The following is an 18,610-nucleotide window of genomic DNA, read 5'->3' as shown; positions in this document are numbered from 1 at the left end:
GGTTATGTCGTCGTAAAGTTAAAATTGATAGCTGGCACTAAGCCCTACCCGGCGTGGTTCAGCAAACTGCTCGTACACATGGGGCTCATAGCCATCACGTGGGTCGTTGCCAAAATAAAACCCCCGAATGCCGACATCCTGATCTAGCGCATTGCGGCTCCACACTGTCAGTTGCCACTGCTGTAGCTGGTAACTTAACCGCAGGTTTAACAACTCGTAGCGGCTGGAACGGGCATTGTGACCATCAGAATAATAATAACTGTCTTTACCCTGTAGTCCGACATTAAACGTAACGGTATCACTCAGATACCAGTCAGCAGCCACACTGTAACTAAATCGTGGTGCCTGCGCCTGCTCCCGGCCACTGAAATCGTCGCCATCAATAGTCACGTAATTACCCAATTTGGTTTTCAACCAGCTGGCGTTTATCATCAGTGCCAGTTGCGGATGCAGTTGCAGCCGGTTTTCAATTTCAATACCGTAATTACGGCCACTGCCGGCGTTATCAATAAAACCGGCAAATTGTGGACCGCTGTCCGGGTTCAGCCAGCCTTTAACCTGCATATCCTCGCGCCACATATAAAATGCAGCAACCCGGGTTACCAGGCTTTGATCCAATGCCGTGCCTTTTACCCCGAATTCGGCGTTATACAGGGTTTCCGGCACAAAGCTGGCTTTAGTCAGCAACTCGCTCAGGCTGTCATCGGCGGCTTTGGCCAGCGCATCACCATTTACGCCACCCGCTTTATAACCACGTGATGCCAGCAGATAAATCAGCGCCTGCGGGCTTGCCTGATAGTTCAGGCTCAGCTTGGCGCCCCACATGGTGTCATTGTTAGTGATGTAATTAGCACTGCTGTCAGCATATTCATCTTCATAGCGCTCCAGCCGCAGACCCGATACCAGGCTCAGCCGCTCACTTAGCGGTGTATTAAGTTCAGAGTATAACGCCAGATTACTGCGACTAAGCTCGCTGGCAAAGGTGTCGGCTTGCCATAAATCCCAGTTCCAGAACTGCCGGGTTAAAGCAAACTCTTTACTGGCCGCATACACACCGAGCACCCAGTCACTTTCGCCAAGCCGACCGGCATCGGTAGAAACCAGCCGGTAATCCAGGGTTAATTGTTCGCGATCGCGTAAATAACGATCGGAGGTTGAATATTCATCCGGGTGCAGCCCGACATAGCTCCAGTCTTCATCAAAGCCATAGTCCATATCAGCGTCTAACCAGCTAAGCTGGCCATGTAATCTGGCAAAAGTTAAGCCGCTGTAATCAGCCTGCAGGGCCAGCGCCGTACTGCGCAGCTCGTCCTGACCGGGCTCGTCCGACAGGGTTGTCCGGTCGCGGTCCAGCGAAAACGCATCGTAACCGTTATCCTGATCAACAACATGGCTGACCAGTTGCAGTTTAAGATCGGCAGTTGCCTGAAAAGCCAGCTTAAAACGACCGGTAAACTCGTTAATATCGTTGGTATCATCGCGGTTAAGAAAGCGGTTTTCAATAAAGCCATCCGACTGTTGCTGCTCCAGCGACAGGCTATAACCCCATTTTGAGTTCAGCGCATCACTGAACTGACCAGCCAGCTGATAGCTGTCGTAGTTAGCGATGGTCAGGCTGGCTTTACCTTCGGCAGTCTCTGTAGGGCCCTGGGTGGTCAGGTTCAGCATACCGGCCAGCGCATTGGCACCAAAGCGGGTCGCTTCCGGGCCGCGGAACACCTCAAACTGGGCAATATCGCTGATACCACTAATGCCAAGACCTGAATAATCTATACCATCAATCAGAATACCAACAGAGGGGTTAATGGTATCAACAAATTCACTGCGCTCGCCAATACCACGCACCTGAATAAACCGCCCGCGGGAGGCGCCAGCACTGAAGTTAACATTAGCGAACTGATTAAGTAGCTGGTCAAGATGCTGCACCGACTGGCGCTGCAAATCCTGTTCAGTCACAACCGTGATGCTGCCGGCCAGCTGGCCGACGTGTTGCTGGCGTAAATCGCCTTGCACGGTAATGCGCTCAATAGCAGTAACAGCGGAGGAATTATCGGCATAAACACAGCCAGAAGCAGCTAACGCCGCAAATACTGCTGAAGTAACTAAAGTCGGAGAAAAACGCATTATCGTATGACGCTCCATTTATCAGAAAAACAGAGATCACACCAGCTTGAGGAGTTAGCACCATCCCTCCGCCGGCATAATCCGGATCAGGTTCTAAGGGTTTGCCCGAAAGCATCTCAGCATTTGCGCTATTGCGCAGTTGCACCCCTTGGTTGCGGGACAAGTGTAAAGCTTTTCTAATGATGGAGCAAGCTGTCGGGCCGGTGTCACCTCACTTTTGTAAAACTATAGCTATACTCAATGCCCGCCTGTGTAGTGAGTCAGGGCAAACGTTAAGGGTGCTATTAACAATCCAGCCAGGAGCATAACAATGAGCAGAGATACCAGTATGGCGCACCTGCATCCGGTTTTCCGGCATAAAGTTGAGCTGTTATTGCAAGAGCTGTTAAAAGCTCAATTACCCTTCAGGATATTCGAGGGTTTTCGCTCACCACAGCGTCAACGTCAGCTTTACAGCCAAGGTCGTAGCGCGCCTGGCGCCAGAGTAACCAATGCCGATGCCTGGAGTTCAATGCATCAGTTCGGCGTGGCGGCCGACTTTGTGTTGTATATCGATGGCAGATGGAGTTGGGACGACAGCGGCGAACGTAAAAAATGGTGGCAGCAGTTGCATAAGCTGGCTGATAAACAGGAGCTGAAGCCATTAAGCTGGGAACTGCCCCACTTGCAGATGCGAGGTATTGAACTCGCCCAGCTGCAACGTGGTGACTATCCGGCCAACGGCGATAGCGACTGGGCAGAAAACATGCAACAGGCAATAAGTAACTGGCAAGGCCTGCCTGCTGCCCCGCCACTACCCTCTGGCTTGCCTGTCAGACCACCGCTACCAGCAGAAGCCCCCACTGGTAACGCTGCCAGTATTAATTTGGCTAATTTATCAGCCAGTAAAGCGCAGGTTATCGCACGGGACGGCCTGCGGTTAAGGGCCGGACCCGGTACCAGCTTTGATATTAAAACAACCTTAGTCAACGGCCAGCAGGTATTTGTATTGGGCCAAAGCGGTGACTGGAGCCAGGTAGATCTGCAGGGTGATGGCTTGGTGGATGGCTACAGCCACAGTGGTTTTCTGCAGCCACTGACCGGCTGAGCAGCCCCATCTGTTCCGTTACTACAACCCGAGATACCAGGTGGCAATAGAGAAATACAATACGACCCCGGACACGTCGGCAATGGAGGTGATTAACGGCCCGCTGGCGGTGGCCGGGTCAAGCTTTAGCCGGCTGAGTAAAAAAGGTAACGACAAGCCGACCAGGCTGCCGACCATGACTACCAGCATCATGGTGGCGGCCACGACGATGGCAATATCATAGCCACCGCGCCACCAGCCTAACCACACCACGGCAAATGACATTGTCAGCCCCAATAACCCGGCTACCAGGCATTCTTTTAATAGCAATGAACCCCAGTCCCGGAGTTTTACATCACCGGTAGCCAGTGCCCGTACCATTAAGGTGCCCGACTGCGCCCCGGCGTTACCGCTACTGGCAATTAACAACGGCAGAAAGAATAATAACGCCAGATAGCTGGCAATGGTGTCTTCAAAATACGCAATACCGGCACCAGAGAAAATGTTGCCAAATACCAGGATCACCAGCCAGAACACCCTTTTGCGATACAGCAGACCAATACTGGCATCTTTTACGTTGCCCTCCAGCTTGCCGATGGTGGCGGTTTTATGAAAATCCTCAGTGGCTTCTTCTGCGGCAACGTCCATTGCATCATCGTAGGTTACAATGCCCACCATCTGCTGTTCGACATTAAGAATAGGCAGGGCGAGTAAGTCATACTTAGCTACCATTGCCGCAACCTGCTCTTGCTCCATTTCCACAGTGGCATAAATTGGATCGTGGTTCATCAGCTCATCGACCAACATAGTGGCCGGGGCAAGAATAAGCTCACGCAGCGATACAACGCCAATAAGCTTGCGCTGCTCGTCTACCACATAGGCTGAGTAAATCGTTTCTTTATCAGGTGCTTCGCGACGCAGCACATCCAGCGCTTCCCGTACGGTAATATCAGATGCCAGTATCGCGTAATCCGAGGTCATAATAGCGCCTGCGCTACCCTCCTGATGACTGGAAAGACGCAGTAAATCTTCGCGCTCGGCCTGTGCCAGTGCCGGCAATAACATTTCCCGCTGTTCTGCGGTCAACTGGTTAAATAAATCAGCCCGCTCATCAGACGACATCTGGCGGATTATGGGCGCGAGTTTGCGCCGGCTTACCCGAATGGCTAACGCTACCTGCACTTCTGCCGGTAAATAACCAAATACCTCTGCTTGCTGAGAACGGCGCAAAGCAACCAACAGTAGCCATAAATGATCGAGTGAAAACTCCGTGATGGCTGCAGCGTAGTCGGCCGGGTGCACATCCTCCAGCTGGTCTTGCAATAGCTGAACCGTATCGTTCTCTAACGCGAAGCGCAGTCGGTTTATCAGTACCGGTAGTTCCATAGCAACCTCGTAGTGCTGGCCGGGCAGCAGTGTGCCTGGCAAATTGCAGGGTTAACTTATTAAGCGTAATTTCATAAAGCCTCTGCCACACTAGCAGCTAATGCCTGACAAAAACCGCTGACCAAAAACCGCTTAGAGAGTATGCTGTAACACACCTGGCTGCTATTAGCAGTTCAGCTAAAATAACATATTGCTTCTTAAGCAGAAATTATCCATTATTTTAGTTTTTGCCACCAGAGATAACAATCAGGCTGTAACTGTAACTCAGAGATAAATTACGATTGCTTTGCTACTAGACCATCGCCACTGAGAATGACCGGACCGGATATGCAACCACAACATCACAACGACACCCCGACAGGTAACCCCTGGTGGCAGCCCATCGCGTTAAACAGCGGCCAGAGCTGGCACTATGTATTTGGGCCATTAACTCTTTATTTGCAGCGCTTACCGGTGGAATGGTTGCTTGGCTTTACCCGTGTAGCGGAGCAAGACGTGCACAGTCAGATGCAAAGCAGCAGCATCAGACAATTACCTGATCTGGATAATTTACAACGCTTTGTGTTCCGGCAAAGCCCGGCCCAGTTTTGCCTTAGCCCTAAGTTACTTGACCGGCCAATGGTGGTTAAAACCCGTACTCAACTTAGTATACCTCCTGCCCAGCAGGCGGTATTTTATATCAGCTCGCCGGTGGTAATTGAAGTAAATCTGCAGCAACCGGCCTGTAGTCTGATTGATATTGCCAGTCAGCGCCTGTCTGACACCTGGTTTGGACCATCCACCTTACATGGCGAGTTATGCTACGCCGATAAAACCCAGGCCCGGCATGACAGAGCGGATCTGCCGGTCAGACCCCACCGGGCAGTTACCGCCGTGACTATAGAGAATAATGCCAATAGCATGCTGGTGATCGATAAACTGAGTATCCCGCTGCCCTATCTGGCATTGTATGGTTTGAATGATGGCTCGTTATGGACCGACCCTATCACTCTGCAACACGACGGCAACCATGCCCTGACCCGGTTTAAAATAAGTAAGCAACTGCCTGCAGGCGTAACGGCGGCAGCAAGAATTGCCGGGCCCCGCCAGAATATTGAGAAGCAGGGCTTAATCAGGGCGTTTACCGGTATGTTTAATGATTAACAGGAACTGACATAATGGAGCAAATTTCGGCCTATTTAAGGTCAGAGCAAATGGTCAATATGTTGCAAGCCGCTATTTTACTGGCCGCAGGCTTACTGTTGGCCAGTTTGGCCGGACGCGCGGTACAAAAGCTGGTGACCCGAAACTTTTCGCAGCATCATGCGGTATTATTTAAGCGACTGGTTTACTGGTTGGTATTAGCATTATTTGTGGCCTCTGCATTGCGTCAGCTCGGGTTTTCACTTGGTGTGCTGATTGGCGCTGCGGGCGTGTTATCGGTGGCGATTGGCTTTGCCTCGCAAACGTCAGCGTCAAACCTGATTAGTGGCTTGTTTTTAATTGGTGAAAAACCGTTTCAGCTAGGTGATGTCATTAAAGTAGGTACCACCACCGGCGAAGTACTGTCGATAGACTTACTGTCAGTAAAACTGCGTACTTTCGATAATCTGTTTGTACGCATTCCAAATGAAAGCCTGATCAAAACGGAAATGACCAATCTGACCCGCTTTCCTATTCGACGCTTTGATTTAATGATAGGGGTGGCGTACAAAGAGAATATCAGCAACGTTCGGCAAATATTACAGCAAGTAGCAGACGAAAATCCGCTTAGTCTGGACGAGCCGGCACCCCTTTTTATTTTTAACGGCTTTGCTGACTCATCGCTTAGTATTCAATTCAGCGTCTGGACCAAGCGGGAGAATTTTCGGGATTTACGCAACAGTATTCAGGAAGAAGTTAAAAATGCCTTTGATAAAGCGGGCATCGAAATTCCATTCCCGCAACGTACCGTAGTTTTTGGCCAGGGGTCGGCACCAGTAACCATTAACGCATCAGCCAAGCCTGAATCATTTACAGAGCAAGAGGACTAAGCCTGATGACAGGTCGCCGTTTATCAGTGATTGTTGTGTTACTTGCCTGCTTTACGCTGCGCCAAGCCTATGCGGCAGCTGATACCGACTGTACTCGTTTGTTTGATGAAGCTGATTTGCAGCACACTAATCTGACCATTAGTAGCATCCGCTTTGAGCAGCAAAATGTTTTTGATCTGAACGAGCCAGGTACCTTCTGGTTACACCGCTTTGCCAATTACAGCCACGTTATATCTAAACAGATCACTATCGACAATGATCTGCTATTTACTCCAGAAAGTCCGTTAGTTCTGGCCGAGCTGGCAGAAACAGAGCGGATATTGCGCTCACGCCGGTACATTCGGGATGCGGAAGTTGCCGTCAGCCGCTATTGCCCTGAAACCAATACGGTAGAAGTGTTAGTGAAAACCTGGGACAACTGGTCGTTATTACCTAAAATCGATTTTTCCAGCGAAGGTGGCGCTACAGAATACTCAATAGGTGTAGCGGAAGATAACCTGCTGGGAACCGGCAACCAGTTGCAGCTCGACTATGCCAAAGATGCTGAGCGTACCGGCTATCTGTTCAGCTTTGCCAGCCCGAATATTCTGGGTAGCCGTTGGCAGGCACTTACCCGCTATGCCAATAACTCTGATGGTGAAAGTTATCAGTTTAATATTCAACGACCATTTTACCGGTTAAGTTCACCCTGGGCAGTGAGTGTCGATGTCAGTAAAGACAAACAACAAATAAACGATTATGTACTGGGTGAAAAGGTTAATCAGTACGACCGGACTCAGCATGGTTTCAGCAGTTTTTTTGGCTGGCGTCTGGCAGGCGACAGTAAGCAAATTCATCGGTTTAACAGCGGAATAACATTAGAGGATGTCAGCTTTGCCGCCAATGCTGACACGCTGTTTACTTTGCCTGACGAACGTAATTTATCCCGGGTGTGGGTTGAGTACCAGTTGCTGGAAGATCAGTATCGTAAATTGTATAACATCAACCAATTTAACCGGGTAGAAGATATTAACTTAGGCTGGCAGGCCTATTTGCGGCTGGGTCAGCTTCAAAAAGGCCTGGGTGCTGACGCTAGTGGCTGGCAGGTTGATGCGGCTATAGAAAAAGCCTGGGCGTTGCAAAGTGACATATGGTTACTGGCCAGTTTTCGCTACCATGGCCTGAAAATGGCCGACCTGAACCAGCAACTAATCAGTACTCATTGGCAAATGGTATATCAGCTAACCCGGCAGAGCAGCCTGGTTGGTATTCTGGATCTACAACGTGGTAAAGATTTATTTGCCGATGAAGCACTCTATCTGGGTGGTGACACCGGTCTGCGGGCTTTTCCGTTGTTTTACCAGCGCGGTGATAACCGAATGGTGGCCACGACGGAGTACCGCTATTACACCGATTGGAATATTCTGCAAATCTTTGATGTCGGCTTCGCTGGCTTTGCCGATGCCGGTCGTAGCTGGGGTGCCGACCAACGTGGCGAAAACGACATAGACGACAGTATTCTTTATGGCGTAGGTGTAGGCATCCGCTTATTGTCTACCCACTCCAGCCGCGGCACTATGGTACATATCGATTTAACCCGCCCGGTAACTGATAATCCCGAGCTGGGCAACTGGCAGTGGCGAATTACCGCTAAGCGGCGCTTTTAACTTTGCTTACGCCTGACACAAACGGCAAAATACTGTAGTACGCTGGCCCAGCTTGATCTCGCTCAGCGGCTGCTGACATTGCACACAAGGCTGGCCACCGCGACCATAAACCAGCAACTGTTGTTTAAAATAGCCAGGCTTACCATCAGCCTGGCTGAAGTCTTTTAACGTAGTGCCGCCCTGCACAATTGCTGCAGCCAGGGTTTCTTTTACCACAGTGCTCAGCAACGCCAGTTTATCAGCTGCCACCGTTTTAGCTGGCGTTGTGGGTGAAATACCGGCTTTAAACAAGGCCTCGTTGGCGTAAATGTTGCCCACCCCCACTACCACCTTATTGTCCATCAGCACCAGCTTGATCGCGGCTGAGCGTTTGCTACAAGTCTCAATCAGCGTCTGAGCGTTAAAATCACGGGTAAGTGGCTCGGGGCCTAACGCAGCCAGTAGCGGATGCGGCTGGTTTTTTGCCTGCCACAATACCGCACCAAAACGACGGGTATCGTTTAAACGCAGTATTTTGTTATTAGATAGCAGTAAATCCAGATGGTCATGTTTCGCCGCCGGGGTATTGGTCGAGACTACTTTTAAATGACCCGACATCCCTAAATGCAAAATAATCTCTCCCGCTGGCAAACCGATTAGCAAATACTTGGCCCGGCGGCTCACCGCTAATATCGGTTGGTTGCTCAGCGCAATCACTTCATCCGGGATCCACCAACGCAGCTGACGCTGCCGGGCGACTACGCTCAGCAATTGCTGACCTTCAAGATGCGGGCTAATGCCTAAGCGGGATACTTCAACCTCGGGTAATTCTGGCACAATGTTTACTCCTGAAAAGCGTGCTGCAACCGAACCTTACTTTAACAAAAATAGCTGCTTAGCCTGGCTGGCGCTCAGCAGATAAAACTGGGTTTGTCCGGCCTGTTGCAGCAGATACTGGCTGTTGCCTGACTCTGCATCCGGATACAGTAACCAGATAACAGGACTAGTCTCGCCAACCAGTTGCACGCTGGCTTGTGCCACCGGTACCCGGCTTTGCATTGGCACGGTATCCACCGGTATCAGCTGGCTGTGCTGCCAGGCCAGCGCTAATTGCCCGGCATCAACCTGGATATTACTCTGCGGTTGCAGTTGCCACTGTGGGCCGGCTTTTACCAGGCGCTGATTGGCAAAGCCTACCATTAACAGTTGGGCGTCGGCCGGAATTAAGCGATGCTCTGCTGACGATTTTTGTTGCAGGCGCTGGGGAATGCCATACAGCACAAACATCAGAATAAGTACGGCAAATATCAGCACGTTATTCCAGTTCCGACGAGAAAGTTTCAACATAGTTTTCGTATCTGCACAAGGCAGCACCAGTCTGCAAAGGGGCAGCGGCATAGTAACTTAGGCGGGGTGTAAAAAGCAAAAACCCGGCGAGAGCCGGGTTTTCAGGTCGATTACTTGATTTTCGCTTCTTTGAAAATCACGTGCTTGCGCACTTTAGGATCGAACTTTTTGATTTCCATTTTTTCTGGCATGGTACGTTTGTTCTTCGTTGTAGTGTAGAAGAAACCAGTACCGGCAGAAGAAACTAAACGGATTTTATCGCGCATGAGTTAATTCCTTAAACCTTGTGACCGTTGGCACGAACGTCTACTAAAACGGCGTCAATACCTTTCTTGTCAATAATACGCATACCACGGGTGGTTGTACGTAAAGTAACAAAACGGTTTTCGCTTTCAACCCAGAAACGGTGAGTTTGCAGGTTAGGCAGGAAACGGCGCTTTGTCGCGTTGTTGGCGTGCGAACGACGGTTACCTACCATCGGACCTTTGCCAGTTACTTGGCATACTCTAGACATGTCTATATTTCTCCAAAATTACGTCAGCTCGAGCTATCATTCACCCTTCTGGCCTTGAAGGTTGCCCCGAAAATGGATGAGGGCGCACTTTATACACGAAAGCCCCATTAAACTCAAGAGAATTTAAATGGCGCTTCAGGCAGATCCATTGGCGATCCGCCTTTATCGTTTAAATTTTGTTAAAGCCAGCCGCGTTCTGCAAAAGAGACAACTTCTGCATCGCCCACCACAAAATGGTCCAGTATTTTAATATCTACTAAAGCCATAGCCTGGGTCAGACGCTCCGTTATTGCCCTGTCGGCGCGGCTTGGCTCTGCCACCCCGGAAGGATGATTATGAGCCAATATAACGGCGGCGGCATTATGCGCTAAAGCGCGCTGAACTACAATACGCGGATATACCGGCGATGCGTCGATAGTGCCCATAAATAGCGGCTCGCTGGCAATCAAACGATGCTGATTATCAAGATAAAGTAGTAAGAACACTTCACGTTGTTCATGGCCAATGGTATGCGATAAAAATTTTTTCACCAGGGCCGGCTCAGTAAACACGGTTTCCCGTTGTAATTGTTGCTGCATATAACGTTTACTTAGCTCCAGCACCGCCTGTAACTGAACGAACTTTGCCTCACCCAGGCCCTTTGCCTGACAAAATTCATGCTGACTGGCACCCATTAAGCGCCGCAGCGAGCCAAAATGGTTCAGCAACTGACGGGCCAGCGTGACCGCGTCACAGCCGCTTACCCCGGTTCGCAGAAAAATAGCCAGTAGTTCAGCATCTGATAACGCCTTAGGCCCCAGTTGCAACAGTTTTTCCCGCGGTCGCTCGGTTACTGGCCAGTCCGTAATTGCCATCTGAATCCTCCCTGAATTGATGCTGATTTTTCCGTTCCGTGTTATCTTATGCCGATGATTTTCGGACCAGCTTTAGGTATTTATGCAGCAGACACTGACAGCCAAACGGATATTACTGGGCATTAGTGGCGGTATCGCCGCTTACAAAAGTGCCGATTTAGTCCGCCGCTTAAAAGAGCGGGGTGCCGAGGTCAGAGTGATCCTGACCGACGCAGCCCAGCAATTTATTACCCCGCTTACCTTGCAGGCGGTATCCGGCAACCCGGTCAGCACCAGTATGCTCGACCCGGCAGCAGAAGCAGCGATGGGCCATATTGAGCTGGCCAAATGGGCTGACCTAATCGTGGTTGCGCCGGCCTCTGCCGATGTTATCGCCCGTTTGGCGCATGGCATGGCCAACGATTTACTCACTACCTGCGTGTTGGCCTCTGCCGCGCCTGTCGCGGTAGCGCCTGCCATGAATCAGCAGATGTATAACAATATAGCCACCCAACAAAACTTAGCAACACTAAAAAAACATAATTTTCACATTTATGGCCCGGGTGCCGGTGAGCAGGCCTGTGGCGATGTCGGCTATGGCCGGATGCTGGAACCGTTAGAGCTGGTGGCATTAGTTGAACAAAGTATTGAACAGAGCACTATTAAACAAAGCGTTATACAGACCCATGAGCAAAGCCAGGTACCAGCCGGCTCATTAGCCGGCCTGCGCTTTACTATTACTGCCGGCCCTACCCGCGAAGCGCTGGATCCGGTGCGGTACTTATCTAACCACAGCTCCGGCAAAATGGGCTTTGCTTTAGCCGCTGCTGCCGCTACGATGGGCGCTGAAGTCACCCTTATTAGTGGCCCGGTGCAACTGGCTACCCCAGCCGGGGTTAAGCGGATAGATGTGATAAGCGCACAGCAGATGCATGATGCAGCATTAAAAGCAGCGGTAAAAAGCGATATTTTTATCGGCTGCGCGGCCGTGGCTGACTACCGGGCAGCTGATGTCGCAAGCAATAAGCTTAAAAAAGGTGCCAGCAACGAGCTGCAGCTCACCCTGATTAAAAACCCGGATATTATTGCTGCGGTAGCTGGCCTGCATGAACTACGCCCTTTTACCGTCGGCTTTGCTGCTGAGACGCAGGATGTCCTGAACTATGCCCGGCAAAAGCTGCTGAAGAAAAAGCTCGATATGATTTGCGCCAATGATGTCTCGCAACCTGATGCCGGCTTTAACAGCGATCAAAATGCGGTAACACTGCTGTGGCAAGATGGCGAACAGACACTGGCCCTGCAAAGCAAAACCGCGCTGGCTGCAAGCCTGATAACCTTAATTTCACAACATTATTCTCCGAAAAGTACAACGAGTGAAGTAACCAAATGAATAAAGCAATTGAGCTGAAGATCCTTGACCCGCGTATTGGTAACGAATTTCCACTGCCGGCCTATGCCACACCGGGTTCAGCCGGCCTTGATTTACGCGCCTGTCTGGATCAGACCTTAACGCTGGAGCCAGGCCAGACGGTATTAATTCCAACCGGTATTTCGATTTTTATCGGTGATGCTAATTTATGCGCCACTATTTTGCCGCGTTCTGGCCTGGGCCATAAACACGGTATTGTACTGGGTAATCTGGTTGGGTTAATTGACTCTGATTATCAGGGGCCATTAATGGTGTCTATGTGGAACCGTGGAGCGCAAACCTTCAGCATTGAGCCAGGTGACCGGATTGCCCAGCTGGTGTTTATGCCGGTGGTGCAGGCAGAATTTAAGCTCGTTGATAGCTTTGATGCGTCTGAGCGCGGCGAAGGTGGCTTTGGACACTCAGGGAAGAGCTAGTCGCTAGTGACAATAGGACTTGGTGATAAAACCTCCGGGCAACACACTTGTTCACCGCCTTAAAGGATCACATCCCTGTGCCCTTTCAGGCTCCGCGGCATCCATGCCGCTGTTCCACAAGTATGTTGCCTTACGGTTTTTTAAAGTTTGGGTTAGTCGTCCTTAAAGGCGGCGAAAGGCGCATACTGGCTGGACGAGCCTTGCACCAACACCCTACATACTGGCTGAACAAGCAGTAGATAATATATTGGTTTTTATTTTCAGGAACAACTATGTCAACACCGCGTCGCGGCAACAGAAAAGAAGATATTTTGCAGGCGTTAGCCGCCATGTTGCAAAGCAACAACGGCCAGCGCATTACTACGGCTGCTTTAGCCGAAAAGGTTGGCGTATCCGAGGCGGCGTTGTATCGGCATTTTCCCAGCAAAGCCCGAATGTTTGAGGGCTTAATTGAATTTATTGAAGACACCCTGTTATCCAGAATAAACAGCATTTCAGATGAACACAAAGACACCCAAAGCCGCATTGAACTCATGCTGCAGCTTATTCTGGTATTTGCCGAGCGTAACCCGGGCTTTTGCCGCATCCTTACCGGCGATGCCTTACAAGGTGAGCAGGAGCGTTTGCTGGAGCGGGTTGCTGCGCTGTTTGAAAAACTGGAAACGCAATTTAAACAAACCCTGCGCGAGCGCAAATTGCGCGAAGGTAAAGGTTTCAGCATTGACGAAGGCGAGCTGGCAAACTTACTACTGGCCTTGGTAGAGGGTAAAATAAGCCAATTTGTTCGTTCAGGCTTTAAACGCCTGCCAACCAACGCCTGGCAAAACCAGTGGGCGCTACTGCAGCAGGCTTTATTTAACTGAGAACTTAAAGGAAGCGCAGGGGCAAGGGTACTTTCAAAACGGCAGCAGACTCTGCAACGCATCAGGTAACACTTACTGCACCGGCTTCAAGGATCACATCCCTGTGCCCCTTCAGCCTGCGCGGCATCCATGCCGCTGTTCCGTAAGCATTACCTGATACCTTGCGTTACGGTGAGCCGTCGAAAGCATTTCCTGACTCTGCGCTCTGTCGCTAACTAAGCTGTTAAGCTGTTAAGCTATCTTAACCCCATACTGCGCCCGGTAAGCTTTTACCGCCTCCAAATGCTCTGCCATTTCTGGCTTATCGGCTAAATAGCTGATGAGATCCGGCAGGCTGATAATAGCCACAACCTTAGTGTTAAAATCGCGCTCCACTTCCTGAATGGCCGACAGCTCACCCTGACCGCGTTCCTGCCGGTCCAGCGCCACCAGCACGCCACTCAGCTCAGCGCCCTGCGCCTGAATAAGCTGCATCGACTCACGAATGGCGGTACCGGCGGTAATCACATCATCCACCAGCATAATCCGGCCCTTAAGCGGTGCGCCGACTAAATTACCGCCCTCACCATGGGTCTTCGCCTCTTTGCGATTAAAGCAATACGGCACATCCCGGTTGTGATGATCCGCCAGGGCTACTGCTGTGGTAGTGGCTATTGGTATACCTTTATAAGCCGGACCAAACAGCACATCAAATTCAATTGCCGCATCCTGCAACGCTGCGGCATAAAACCGGCCCAGTTTGGCCAGATCGCTGCCGGTATTAAACAAACCGGCATTAAAGAAATACGGGCTGGTGCGGCCCGATTTCAGCGTAAACTGGCCAAACTTTAATACCTGACGGTTCAGGGCAAATTCAATAAAATCACGTTGAAACTGCTTCATGTTCTTGCTGCCCTCTGCTTACGCCAGTACCCGCTTTTGCTCTTCAATAATCTCCCGGATGGCATGGCGACCCAAATCCATCATTTGCTGCATTTCATCAAAGCTGAAGGGTTCGGTTTCGGCCGTGCCCTGCACTTCAATAATTTTGCCGGTTTCAGTCATGACGATATTCATATCGGTTTCGGCATTAGAATCTTCAGCGTAATCTAAATCGGCTACCGGCGTGCCTTTGTAAACGCCGACTGAAACTGCAGCAACCATATATTTTAACGGGTTAGTTTTAATGGTGCCTTTGGCGCGCATAAAATTAAGGGCATCGACCAGCGCCACACAGGCACCAGTAATCGACGCCGTGCGCGTGCCGCCGTCAGCCTGGATCACGTCACAGTCGATGGTAATGGTATTTTCACCCAGCAGCTTTAAATTGACTGCAGTGCGCAGTGCCCGGCCAATTAAGCGCTGAATTTCCATGGTGCGGCCACCTTGTTTACCGCGCGCCGCTTCGCGGTCATTACGGGTATGGGTCGCTCGTGGCAGCATGCCGTACTCGGCCGTTACCCAACCTTTGCCCTGGCCTTTCATAAAGCGCGGCACACCCTCTACCACACTGGCGGTACAAATTACCTTGGTATTGCCAAACTCAACCAATACTGAGCCTTCAGCATGAGCGGTAAATTGACGGGTAAAAGTAAGGGGACGGATCTGACTGGCGGTTCTGCCACTTGGACGCATAGCTGCACTCCTGAAATTAATAATGTTCGTCATTATACGCTATGAATTTCTAAATGCACGTAGGCGGCCAGGCTGTGAATCCCAATGAGCTTAGTGTTACTTAGTGATTGGGGGAACGGGCGCAGACAACACCCGTGCATTTTGAAAGGCGACGCGTATTAGGGCGAGCAATTCGCCAAATTCCGTTGGCCTGCGGTATACTCTGGTTTTATTTGCCGCCAGAGAGTTTTTTATGATCCACAGCATGACCGCCTTCGCCCGTCACGAAACCAAAGCCAGCTGGGGCACCGCCCAGTGGGAAATCCGCTCAGTTAATCAGCGCTATCTGGAAAGCTATTTCCGGCTGCCCGAGCAATTCCGAGGCCTGGAAAGCCTGCTGCGTGACAAACTGCGCAACAGTCTGCAACGTGGCAAAATTGAAGTGAATCTGCGTTATCATGCCAATCAGGCCGCTGGCGAGCTAACCCTGAACGAAGAATTTGCTGAACAATTGCTGCAAAAAGCCCAGCAACTGCTGCAAAAAGCGCCGCAGGCACAACTGAATATTGCTGACATTCTGCGCTGGCCTGGCGTTATGGAAACCCCCACTGACGATTTAGACGCCATGCAAGGCGAACTGCTGGCCGGCTTTGACGCCGCCCTGCAAGACTTCCTGGCCGGCCGTGGCCGTGAAGGTGACGCGATAGAACAGATGATCCAGCAGCGCTTAACCGCTATTGGCGAGCAAGTGGCTTTTGTCCGCACACATTTACCACAAGCCATGCAATGGCAGCGCGACCGGATTGTAAACCGTTTAAACGACATTAAAGCCGATATTGAACAAGGCCGTTTAGAGCAGGAAATGGCGTTTTTAGCATCGAAATCTGACGTCGCCGAAGAGCTGGACCGGCTCGATGCCCATATTAAAGAAACCCGCCACTCCCTGAAAAAAGGCGGCGCCTGCGGCCGACGCTTAGATTTTATGATGCAGGAATTTAACCGCGAAGCGAATACCCTGTCATCCAAAGCCATCAGCACCGAGATCACCAATGCCGCAGTAGAGCTTAAGGTGTTAATTGAACAGATGAGAGAACAAATCCAAAATATTGAATAGCATCCACTGAAGTCCATATTGATATTTTAGATAATTAAATTCAATAACTTAAGAAAAACCATAGTCTACCAGCATCCACCTTCACCCACCGAAAGCCAAGTATAACTGGTGGGTAAAGTGGTGGGCATGTTAAAATATCTCAGATGCCTAGTGGTGAGTAAAATCATCTTTGGCTAACATGCTGATCTGAGAGGGATTATGGGCAGTTTAACCGTAAAGAAAGTAGAGTCCCTAATAAAGGGAATTCCAGGTAAGTATGCTGATGGTGGTGGCTTATATCTGGCCGTACCAAAATCAGGCCTGCCCTTTTGGTTTCTTCGTTACAGCATTAATGGCAAACGCCGGGAAATGACGTTGGCCAAGTGTGCCAATCTCTCACTTGCTGAAGCACGTGCCGAAGCGGTAATGCAAAAAAAACAATTGGTGGTGGAAAAGGTCGATCCACTGTTTTTAAAACAGCGCGCCAAGCAGCACAAAATGCAAACGGTAGACGACTTATTTGTCGACTGGCATAAAGGTAATGTTAAACGGTTAAAACACCACAACATCCCCGAACGGGTTTACCGCAAAGATATTGCGCCGCATATTGGCGCCGCAGCGCCCAACAAAGTGGTTGCCAGAGATATTCAGTACATCATCGAAAGCATCACTGCGTCAGGCCGCCCTACTACCGCCAATGACGCCCTGCTCTATTTAAAACAACTGTTTAACCACGGCATCAAGTTAGATGTAGTCGGTGCCAACCCGGCCAGTGCCTTTAATGTAAGCGATGCCGGTGGTGTAGAGCTAAGCAAAGATCGGGCACTAACCCTGGAAGAGCTTACCCAAGTATTTAAAGTATTTCGGGAAAATAAGGATAGTTTTGCCAGAGAGAATTATCTGGCTTGTGCGCTGCTGGTAACGCTGGGTGTGCGCAAAGGTGAGTTAACAGAGGCAAGTTGGCAGGAGTTTGATTTAGAAGCCGGAATATGGGAGTTACCAAAGGAACGCAGCAAATCTGGCGTGGGTATTACTATTCCCCTGCCCGAGCTGTGCATCAGCTGGCTTAATGACTTGCAAACACATGCAGCAGGTTCACCTTATGTATTCCCCAACCGGCGTAGCAGTAAAAACCCCTATATGGGCGCAGATACCCTTAATCGCGCCATAACTAAGCTATTTGGCCACGAAGCCGGCAAAAAGAAACAGCCACCGAACAAAATGGGCGATATAAAGCACTTTTCAGTACACGACCTACGCCGTACCTGCCGCACTATGCTGGCACAACTAGGTGTGCCAGGCCATGTGGCCGAGCGCTGTTTAAATCACAAGCTGAAGGGCGTTGAAGGGATTTATAACAAGCATGATTATTTGGATGAGCGAAGAGAGGCGCTGATTGCTATATCCAATAAGCTTGAATCGATAATTGAAGCCTAAGACGGATTGGGCTTAATTTCATCAGACATTTTTCATGATAGAGCTTGAGCAGGGCTGACAGCCTATTATGTGCCAGAAGCGGTTATTCCTAACCTTCATCGAATTTTAAGCACTGTACAAATATCCTGACCCATCTCGATGCCGCCAACGCTTGCTAGACGGATCAATCCGTACTTTCAGCTTACGCAAATACCAGTTGTACCTATAAGTTGTTGTAAGTTTTAAAGAAGCGATGTAGTGTTCTGTACATTAAATTTACAAAGACAGGTCACACCATGTTTAAATACTGGTCGATCCGCCGAATAAGCGTTAGCTTTCTTTCACTTTCAACTATCACATATATTAAAAGGATTATTTATGACAATATTCGAAGCAGGTGTTCAATATAAAGATCTTGATGGCTCTGTCCATGCAGATCGAGATGACAATCAAAATGCAACTGACTATCTACGAAAGCACCACAACATCCCTGACGATAGCTTTGTACTTGGTATTCAAGTTTATTCGTCAGTACATAATGTTAGGGGAAACACTCTTACAGTTAGGTTCTTACATTTAAATGTTGGTGGGTATGACAATATCCAAGAAAAAATGAAAGCTGAAGGTGATGCTCTGGAACTAAACGAAATTGAAATAGAGATGCCTTATAATGAGTTTTTTGGTTTATTTAAACGCTTTAGTTTAACTTTGTCATCTAATGGCTTGCTTGAAGGCAAGTCTTATACAGCAGTATAAAAGCTAATAAGGCTATCAAATCTGACGCATTACGGCTGTCGCGGTTTTTGCTAAAAACAAAAAGCCAGCAAAAACAGCGCCAACCTAAGCGCCATTTATTGCGGCGTTAAATGGCCGAGTTACCCATGATCAGTAGA

At 49.8% G+C, this 18,610-nt stretch carries 19 protein-coding genes and 1 riboswitch; of the genes, 10 read left to right on the top strand and 9 right to left on the bottom strand.

Annotated elements, in window-relative coordinates; all coding sequences use genetic code 11:
• Positions 1 to 18: 18 nt before the first annotated feature.
• Complete coding sequence (locus tag B2Q61_RS06595; RefSeq protein WP_290619454.1) at positions 19 to 2,124, bottom strand: TonB-dependent receptor; 2,106 nt, start codon at positions 2,122 to 2,124, stop codon at positions 19 to 21.
• Positions 2,125 to 2,170: 46 nt separating this feature from the next.
• Positions 2,171 to 2,283: riboswitch (TPP riboswitch) on the bottom strand.
• A gap of 151 nt (positions 2,284 to 2,434) precedes the next feature.
• Here B2Q61_RS06595 and B2Q61_RS06590 point away from each other — a divergent pair.
• The gene (locus B2Q61_RS06590; protein ID WP_290619456.1) at positions 2,435 to 3,211 is read left to right on the top strand and encodes a M15 family metallopeptidase; all 777 of its coding nucleotides are present in this window, start codon (positions 2,435 to 2,437) and stop codon (positions 3,209 to 3,211) included.
• A 21-nt stretch (positions 3,212 to 3,232) separates the two neighbouring features.
• Here the strand turns inward: B2Q61_RS06590 and mgtE are convergent, their stop codons facing one another.
• Positions 3,233 to 4,576 carry a magnesium transporter gene (mgtE, locus tag B2Q61_RS06585; protein WP_290619458.1) on the bottom strand — a complete coding sequence of 448 codons (1,344 nt, stop codon included), beginning with the start codon at positions 4,574 to 4,576 and terminating at the stop codon, positions 3,233 to 3,235.
• Between the two features lie 327 nt (positions 4,577 to 4,903).
• Here mgtE and B2Q61_RS06580 point away from each other — a divergent pair, with 327 nt between their 5' ends.
• From B2Q61_RS06580 to B2Q61_RS06570, 3 genes are read left to right on the top strand one after another with little or no spacing between them, the layout of a single operon-like run.
• On the top strand, positions 4,904 to 5,719 hold the full coding sequence (locus B2Q61_RS06580) for a DUF432 domain-containing protein (protein ID WP_290619460.1): 816 nt from the start codon (positions 4,904 to 4,906) through the stop codon (positions 5,717 to 5,719).
• 14 nt (positions 5,720 to 5,733) lie between these two features.
• Positions 5,734 to 6,588, top strand: a complete 855-nt coding sequence (locus tag B2Q61_RS06575) for a mechanosensitive ion channel family protein (RefSeq protein WP_290619462.1) — start codon at positions 5,734 to 5,736, stop codon at positions 6,586 to 6,588.
• Between the two features lie 5 nt (positions 6,589 to 6,593).
• Positions 6,594 to 8,234, top strand: a complete 1,641-nt coding sequence (locus tag B2Q61_RS06570) for a BamA/TamA family outer membrane protein (protein WP_290619464.1) — start codon at positions 6,594 to 6,596, stop codon at positions 8,232 to 8,234.
• Between the two features lie 6 nt (positions 8,235 to 8,240).
• Here B2Q61_RS06570 and mutM read toward each other — a convergent pair whose 3' ends face one another.
• The 5 genes from mutM to radC form a co-directional block, all read right to left on the bottom strand.
• Positions 8,241 to 9,050, bottom strand: coding sequence for a bifunctional DNA-formamidopyrimidine glycosylase/DNA-(apurinic or apyrimidinic site) lyase (gene mutM, locus B2Q61_RS06565; RefSeq protein ID WP_290619466.1), 810 nt, complete (start codon positions 9,048 to 9,050; stop codon positions 8,241 to 8,243).
• Positions 9,051 to 9,086: 36 nt separating this feature from the next.
• A complete protein-coding gene (locus B2Q61_RS06560; RefSeq protein WP_290619468.1) occupies positions 9,087 to 9,560 on the bottom strand; it encodes a hypothetical protein in 474 nt (157 codons plus the stop codon).
• Between the two features lie 110 nt (positions 9,561 to 9,670).
• The gene (gene rpmG, locus B2Q61_RS06555) at positions 9,671 to 9,826 is read right to left on the bottom strand and encodes a 50S ribosomal protein L33 (RefSeq protein ID WP_008219722.1); all 156 of its coding nucleotides are present in this window, start codon (positions 9,824 to 9,826) and stop codon (positions 9,671 to 9,673) included.
• Positions 9,827 to 9,837: 11 nt separating this feature from the next.
• A complete protein-coding gene (gene rpmB, locus B2Q61_RS06550) occupies positions 9,838 to 10,074 on the bottom strand; it encodes a 50S ribosomal protein L28 (RefSeq protein WP_026349251.1) in 237 nt (78 codons plus the stop codon).
• Between the two features lie 179 nt (positions 10,075 to 10,253).
• The gene (radC, locus tag B2Q61_RS06545) at positions 10,254 to 10,928 is read right to left on the bottom strand and encodes a RadC family protein (RefSeq protein WP_290619470.1); all 675 of its coding nucleotides are present in this window, start codon (positions 10,926 to 10,928) and stop codon (positions 10,254 to 10,256) included.
• 82 nt (positions 10,929 to 11,010) lie between these two features.
• Between radC and coaBC the strand changes: the two genes are divergently transcribed.
• The 3 genes from coaBC to slmA all read left to right on the top strand — a co-directional run bounded on the left by coaBC (position 11,011) and on the right by slmA (position 13,615).
• Entirely contained in the window at positions 11,011 to 12,297 is a 1,287-nt protein-coding gene (coaBC, locus tag B2Q61_RS06540; protein WP_290619472.1) for a bifunctional phosphopantothenoylcysteine decarboxylase/phosphopantothenate--cysteine ligase CoaBC, read from the top strand.
• Positions 12,294 to 12,752 carry a dUTP diphosphatase gene (gene dut, locus B2Q61_RS06535; RefSeq protein ID WP_290619474.1) on the top strand — a complete coding sequence of 153 codons (459 nt, stop codon included), beginning with the start codon at positions 12,294 to 12,296 and terminating at the stop codon, positions 12,750 to 12,752. Before coaBC ends, dut begins: the two co-directional genes overlap by 4 nt.
• Positions 12,753 to 13,024: 272 nt before the next feature.
• Entirely contained in the window at positions 13,025 to 13,615 is a 591-nt protein-coding gene (slmA, locus tag B2Q61_RS06530) for a nucleoid occlusion factor SlmA (RefSeq protein ID WP_290619476.1), read from the top strand.
• Positions 13,616 to 13,846: 231 nt separating this feature from the next.
• On the opposite strand, the gene pyrE is transcribed toward slmA, so the two are convergent.
• Positions 13,847 to 14,497 carry an orotate phosphoribosyltransferase gene (gene pyrE, locus B2Q61_RS06525; protein ID WP_290619478.1) on the bottom strand — a complete coding sequence of 217 codons (651 nt, stop codon included), beginning with the start codon at positions 14,495 to 14,497 and terminating at the stop codon, positions 13,847 to 13,849.
• Positions 14,498 to 14,515: 18 nt separating this feature from the next.
• Positions 14,516 to 15,229 carry a ribonuclease PH gene (gene rph / locus B2Q61_RS06520; RefSeq protein ID WP_290619480.1) on the bottom strand — a complete coding sequence of 238 codons (714 nt, stop codon included), beginning with the start codon at positions 15,227 to 15,229 and terminating at the stop codon, positions 14,516 to 14,518.
• Positions 15,230 to 15,461: 232 nt separating this feature from the next.
• On the opposite strand from rph, the gene B2Q61_RS06515 reads away from it, so the two are divergent.
• The 3 genes from B2Q61_RS06515 (at position 15,462) to B2Q61_RS06505 (ending at position 18,473) form a co-directional block, all read left to right on the top strand.
• Positions 15,462 to 16,322, top strand: a complete 861-nt coding sequence (locus B2Q61_RS06515; RefSeq protein WP_290619482.1) for a YicC/YloC family endoribonuclease — start codon at positions 15,462 to 15,464, stop codon at positions 16,320 to 16,322.
• Between the two features lie 198 nt (positions 16,323 to 16,520).
• Entirely contained in the window at positions 16,521 to 17,738 is a 1,218-nt protein-coding gene (locus B2Q61_RS06510) for a tyrosine-type recombinase/integrase (protein WP_290619484.1), read from the top strand.
• A 357-nt stretch (positions 17,739 to 18,095) separates the two neighbouring features.
• Positions 18,096 to 18,473, top strand: coding sequence for a hypothetical protein (locus B2Q61_RS06505; protein WP_290619486.1), 378 nt, complete (start codon positions 18,096 to 18,098; stop codon positions 18,471 to 18,473).
• The last annotated feature ends 137 nt before the right edge of the window (positions 18,474 to 18,610 follow it).

The sequence above is a fragment of the Arsukibacterium sp. UBA5043 genome (genome assembly GCA_002415085.1).
In the GTDB taxonomy this organism is placed as follows: domain Bacteria; phylum Pseudomonadota; class Gammaproteobacteria; order Enterobacterales; family Alteromonadaceae; genus Alishewanella.
Note: the sequence above shows the minus strand (reverse complement) of the source record. Positions and strands in the feature narration are given on the sequence as shown.